Origin of the sequence: Pseudomonas sp. KCJK9000 (assembly GCF_046230725.1) — a bacterium.
GTDB classification, from domain to species: domain Bacteria; phylum Pseudomonadota; class Gammaproteobacteria; order Pseudomonadales; family Pseudomonadaceae; genus Aquipseudomonas; species Aquipseudomonas promysalinigenes.
In genome coordinates this window covers 1-5247 of sequence record NZ_JBJJLN010000108.1, presented here as the reverse complement: position 1 = coordinate 5247, position 5247 = coordinate 1, and the positions used below count along the sequence as shown (strand labels likewise).

At 59.0% G+C, this 5247-nt stretch carries 3 protein-coding genes; 1 reads left to right on the top strand and 2 read right to left on the bottom strand.

What is annotated here, in order from left to right:
- On the bottom strand, window positions 1-1357 hold a 1357-nt coding region (locus tag ACK59H_RS22620), incomplete at its 3' end, for an HlyD family type I secretion periplasmic adaptor subunit (RefSeq protein ID WP_409264952.1).
- Window position 1358: 1 nt separating this feature from the next.
- On the bottom strand, window positions 1359-3515 hold the full coding sequence (locus tag ACK59H_RS22615; protein ID WP_409264951.1) for a type I secretion system permease/ATPase: 2157 nt from the start codon (window positions 3513-3515) through the stop codon (window positions 1359-1361).
- Window positions 3516-4322: 807 nt separating this feature from the next.
- On the opposite strand from ACK59H_RS22615, the gene ACK59H_RS22610 reads away from it, so the two are divergent.
- Window positions 4323-5247: retention module-containing protein (locus tag ACK59H_RS22610; RefSeq protein ID WP_409264950.1), on the top strand; the 925-nt coding region annotated here is incomplete at its 3' end.

The window sequence follows — 5247 nt, the reverse complement described above, 5'->3', positions numbered from 1 at the left end:
CGCGCAGCGCCTCAGCCCGAGCCTTCATGATCGGTTTGAGCAGATAGCTCATGATGGTCTTCTTGCCCGTCATGATGTCCACCGTCGCGACCATGCCTGGGATGATCAGTAGCGGTTTCTGATCAGTTCCCAGGTGGCTCTTCTCGGTTCGCAACCGGATCAGGTAATAGGTGGTTTTCTTGTCTTCGTCAGTGATGGTGTCTGCGCCGATCTGCTCGAGCTTGGCCTTCAGACCGCCGTAGATGGTGTAGTCGTAGGCGGTGAACTTGACGGTCGCTTCCTGGCCAGGGTGCAGGAATGCGATGTCTTTTGGCAGGATCTTGGCTTCGACCACCAGCGAGTCATCCAGCGGCACGATTTCGATGATATCGCTGCCCGGCTGGATCACGCCGCCGATGGTATTGACCAGCAATTGCTTGACGACGCCACGCACTGGCGAGGTGACCAGCGTTCGGCTCACGCGATCATCCAGCGCCTTGCTGGTCGCGGTGGCCTTGTTCAGTTCCGTGCGGGCCTCATTGAGCTTGGTCAGGGCCTCACTGCGGAACTTGCCACGGGTCTCTTCAATCTTGCTTTCGACTTCCTTGATGGCCGCCTCGGCACGTGGAATGGCGAGGGCCGTCGAGTCCATCTGACCCCGGGTTTCCACCTCCGCGCGGCGAAGCCGCAGGATTTCGACCTGAGACACCGCGCCCTGAGCGACCAAAGGTTCGGACATGCCGATTTCCTGGCGCAGCAGCTGCAGGCTGTTGGCGTACTGAGCACGCTTAGAGGTGAATTCGCGCAGTTCCTGCTGTTTTTGCACCAATTGCTGCTGCAGACCACCGAGCTCATCTTGCAGTTGCTGGCGGCGGCTCTGGTACAGCGACTCCTCATCCGCTGCCTGGCTGGGGGCAGCTTTGCGCAGCTCTTCATCGATCTTCAGCGGTCGGTCTTCGACTTCCGCGCTCAGGCGCTGCACCCGAAGGGCCATGGCCAGGCGATCGGCTTCGGTTTCACCTACGTTGGAAGCGAAACGGGTCTCGTCAAGGCGCAGCAGCGGTTGGCCAACCTCGACCACCTGCCCTTCCTTGGCGAAGATCTCGGCGACGATGCCACCTTCGAGGTTCTGAATTTTCTGCACCTTGGACGAAGGGATTGCCTTGCCCTCGCCACGGGTCACCTCATCGATGGGGGCGAAGCAGGCCCAGATAATCAAGAACAGGAAGAACGCGATCACCCCCCAGATGGTCAGGCGCACGATACGAGGCGCGTCCTCGATCAGCGCTTTGCTGACCTCTGGCAGCGGTTGCCCGTGCAATGACTCGGAACCTTTGAAATAGCGGCGCAGGCCGTTCTTGAACACGCTGAAATCCAGGTTACGCAACACTGATTTGCCCCTTCTTCAGTGCATCCATGACCGAAGCTTTCGGGCCATCGGCAACAATTTGGCCGCGATCGATGACGATCAGCCGGTCCACCAGCGTCAGCAGCGAAGCACGGTGAGTCACCAGCAGCACCGTCTTGTGCTCGATGACCGCCTGCAGGCGCTGTTTGAGGCGTTCCTCACCCGTGTTGTCCATGGCAGCAGTGGGCTCATCGAGCAGCAGGATCTGCGGGTTGAGCAACAGGGCGCGGCCCAGCGCGACGTTCTGCCGCTGACCGCCGGAGAGGTTTTGCCCACGCTCACCCACTTGCAGCTCGTAACCGTCCGGGTGCAGACGGGCGAATTCGTGGACCCCGGCCAGTTCGGCGGCCTGCAGGATCAGCTCGTCCTCAATGTAACGGGCACCGCTGACCAAGTTATCGCGCAAGGTGCCAGCCAACAGCTGAATATCCTGAGGTACATAGCCCACATTGTGACGCAGCTCGCTGACGTCGATCTGGCGTATGTCTACGCCGTCGACCAGCAGCGAGCCGTTGTCGGCTTCGTAGAGGCCGACGATGAGCTTGGCCAGCGAGCTCTTGCCCGAGCCGCTACGGCCGATGATGCCGATTTTTTCGCCTGGGCGGACACTGAGGTTGATGCCTTTTAGCGCGAGGTTTTGCTGGTTCGGGTAGGTGAAGTCGACGCCACGGAATTCGATAGCACCCTGCAACACCTGGCGGCTCAAAGGGCGTTCTTCGAAGTTGCGCTCTTGCGGCAGCTCCATCATCTGATTGGTCGAGGCCATGGTGACCTTAGCCTGCTGGTAGCGGGCAAGCAGGCCGTTCAGCGAACTCAGCGGGCCCAACGCGCGGCCGCTGAGCATGTAGCACGCCACAAGGCCGCCCATGCTCAGGTTGCCGTCGATGATCAAGTACACGCCGAAGCAGATCATCGCCACACCAGCCAGTTGCTGAATCAGCAAGGTAATGTTCATCGCCAGGCTAGACAGCACCTTGACGCGCAACTCCAGGCGGCTGAGGGTGCCAAGCGTCTGCTCCCACATGTACTGGCGCTCGCTTTCGGCATTGTTGACCTTGACCGCGTCCAACCCAGCCAAGGTTTCAATCAGGCTCGATTGACGTTCCGAGGCCAGTGCCATGGTGCGTTCCATGGTCGCCATGAGTGGCCGTTGCAGGGCATATCCAATGCCCAGAGCCAGGGGGAAGGCGAGGATAGGGATCCACACCAAATGCCCGCCGATGATGGCAATGACCAGCAGAATGATGAAGGTGAACGGCAGATCGATCAGGCTGGTCAGAGTCAGCGACGCTAGAAAGTCACGAAGCCCCTGAAACTCATGGATGTTCTGGGCAAAGCTGCCGACCCGGGCCGGGCGGTACTTCATCGACATACCGACGATGCGCTCGAACAATGTCGCAGAGATGATCAAGTCGGTCTTCTTGCCAGCCAGGTCCAGGCATAACCCTCGCAGCCCCTTGAGGATCAGGTCGAACAAGTAGGCCCCGGTGATGCCCACCGCCAGCACCCATAGCGTGGAGGTGGCCTGGTTGGGGACGACGCGGTCGTAGACGTTCATCACGAACAATGGGGCAGCCAGCGCGATCAGGTTGATCACCAGGCTTGCAGCGATGGCATCGATGTACAGCCACTTGCTGCGCAGCAGCGTGTCGCGGAACCAGGAACGGGCACGCGGGATCAGGTTACCGTGATTGACGTCGAACTTGTGCTGAGGCTGTGCGAAGAACACTTTGCCGCTGTAATCCTCGACAAGCGCCTCACGGCTGACCAAGACCTCGCCACCATCACTCTCGCTGAGCAGCAAGCGCGCATTGTCTTCGCCCTCCCACCCCAGCAGAACGGCAGCGCGACCCTCTTTGAGCAGCAACATGGCCGGCATGGCAATGCTCGGGATCTGCTCGAGCTTGCGCTGCAGCAAACGCCCTTGCAGCCCGGCACGCGCGGCGGCACGTGGCAGCAGTTCGGCATTCAGCCGCTGGGCCGGCAGTGGCAGGCCTGTGGTGAGCATCGCCCGGCTCGCGGGTTTCTGATGCAAGACACACAAGGTCAGCAGGCTATCCAGTAGCGGATCGTCGTGCTGACTACGTGGATCGTGGTTGAGTTGGGCTCGACTGACTTCGGATTCCACGCGGGGCTCTCTTCAACCTGAAGGGTAAGGTTTTGGGTGAACCTCAGTTTGGACCTGACGGGTTCACCTGTGGTTTCAATTGGTTCTGCTCGCTCAAGACGGCGGGCGGTGCGACGACACCCCGGCGTTTGAGCAGTTGGCCAATGGTCGCCTTGATTCGTTACTGAGTAAACAACTGAATGGCCATCACTGCCAGTCAATGGAGCTAGGCAGTAGTGGTTTCATTTATCTCTACCTAACCGATTCCCGTGAGTGTCAGGTATTCGGTTCTTCCGGGCAGGGCACTGCCAAATGATCGGCGCCTAGGCCTCGGCGTTTAGTGCGGATCTGGCGATGCTTGGCTTTTCTATGGGTTCAAGCACCCCACACCCGGCCTAAATTAGGCCGCTTGGCAGGGTTTTGGCATGCACCATAGAGTGCCAAAATCCCGATGGGGAGCGTCAAACAAACCGCTACTAATATTTATGAAATCTATCAGAACACTCATCGTTATGGGTCATGAATGGATTGCTAGCGGGGTGCAAAATGACATCCTCACTCACCGCTAGATGACCCCAGTCTTGGCCTTTGAGCGATATATCAGCACCATCGAATAATTGAAGAAATATCAATGTGACATTATTTCGCCGATTGTTTAGGATGAGAGATATTTGGTCAATAGTTTGGCATTAACGTAATTCCAATTAGTTATAGCCAATAAGTTGACGGGCATTTTTAACATATTTATTGACACCATTGCGCCTGATGAGCATCAAAGATGCCTTTCGGGTCAGGGACGTCCCACCATCGGGTAAGTCGGAGAGTCTAATGAGCAGCGTTGTTGCCATCGTCAAAAGCATTGTTGGCCAAGTCATCGCAGTATCCCCAGAAGGCATCCGGCGCGTCCTGATCGAAGGCGATCGCCTGTTCGCGGGCGAGCAAGTGTTAACCGGCGCAGGTGGAGCGGTAACGCTGGAGCTGGCTGATGGCCGCTTGCTGGACCTTGGGCGCGATACTCAGTGGAGCGCAGACGCACCGGACAGCAGCACTGACCTGGGACTGGCCGCCGCGCAAGCTGCGCCGTCGGTTGAAGAACTGCAACAAGCGATTGCCGCCGGCGCTGACCCGACCACCGAGCTCGAAGCAACGGCTGCTGGCGCTACCGCTGCAGGTGGCGGCGCAGCGGGGGGCGGGCATAGTTTCGTTATGCTCGATGCCACGGCGGGCAGTGTCGATCCGACAGTGGGCTTCCCCACCGACCCTCTGAATTTCGCAGCCGCCGCTACTGCCGAGGAAACCGGGGCACTTACCGCAGCGTCCACTACGGCGGACACTCCGATCGCCACGGACCTTACGCTGAGCGCAACCCCTTCGATCAGCGAAGCCGGTGGCGTCATCGTTTATACCGCAACCGTTGGGCAGGCACCGGCCACCAACCTGACCGTGACCCTCTCGAACGGCGCAGTGATCATCATTCCAGCCGGGCAGACCTCGGGAACAGTCAATTTTCCAGTTGCGGGCAATGATACGCCCTACATTGATGGTGGGCAGATCTCTACAACAGTGACTGGCACTACCGGTGGTGGCAACGTAGTCGTCACGCTGCCGCAGACACCGGTGGTGACTGAAATCACAGACACCATCGACACCACCACCGCCACTCTGACCGCTACTCCAAGCGTGACCGAAGGTGGCGTGATCACTTACACCGTGACGCTGAGCAACCCTGCTCAAACGCCGGTGACCGTGACCC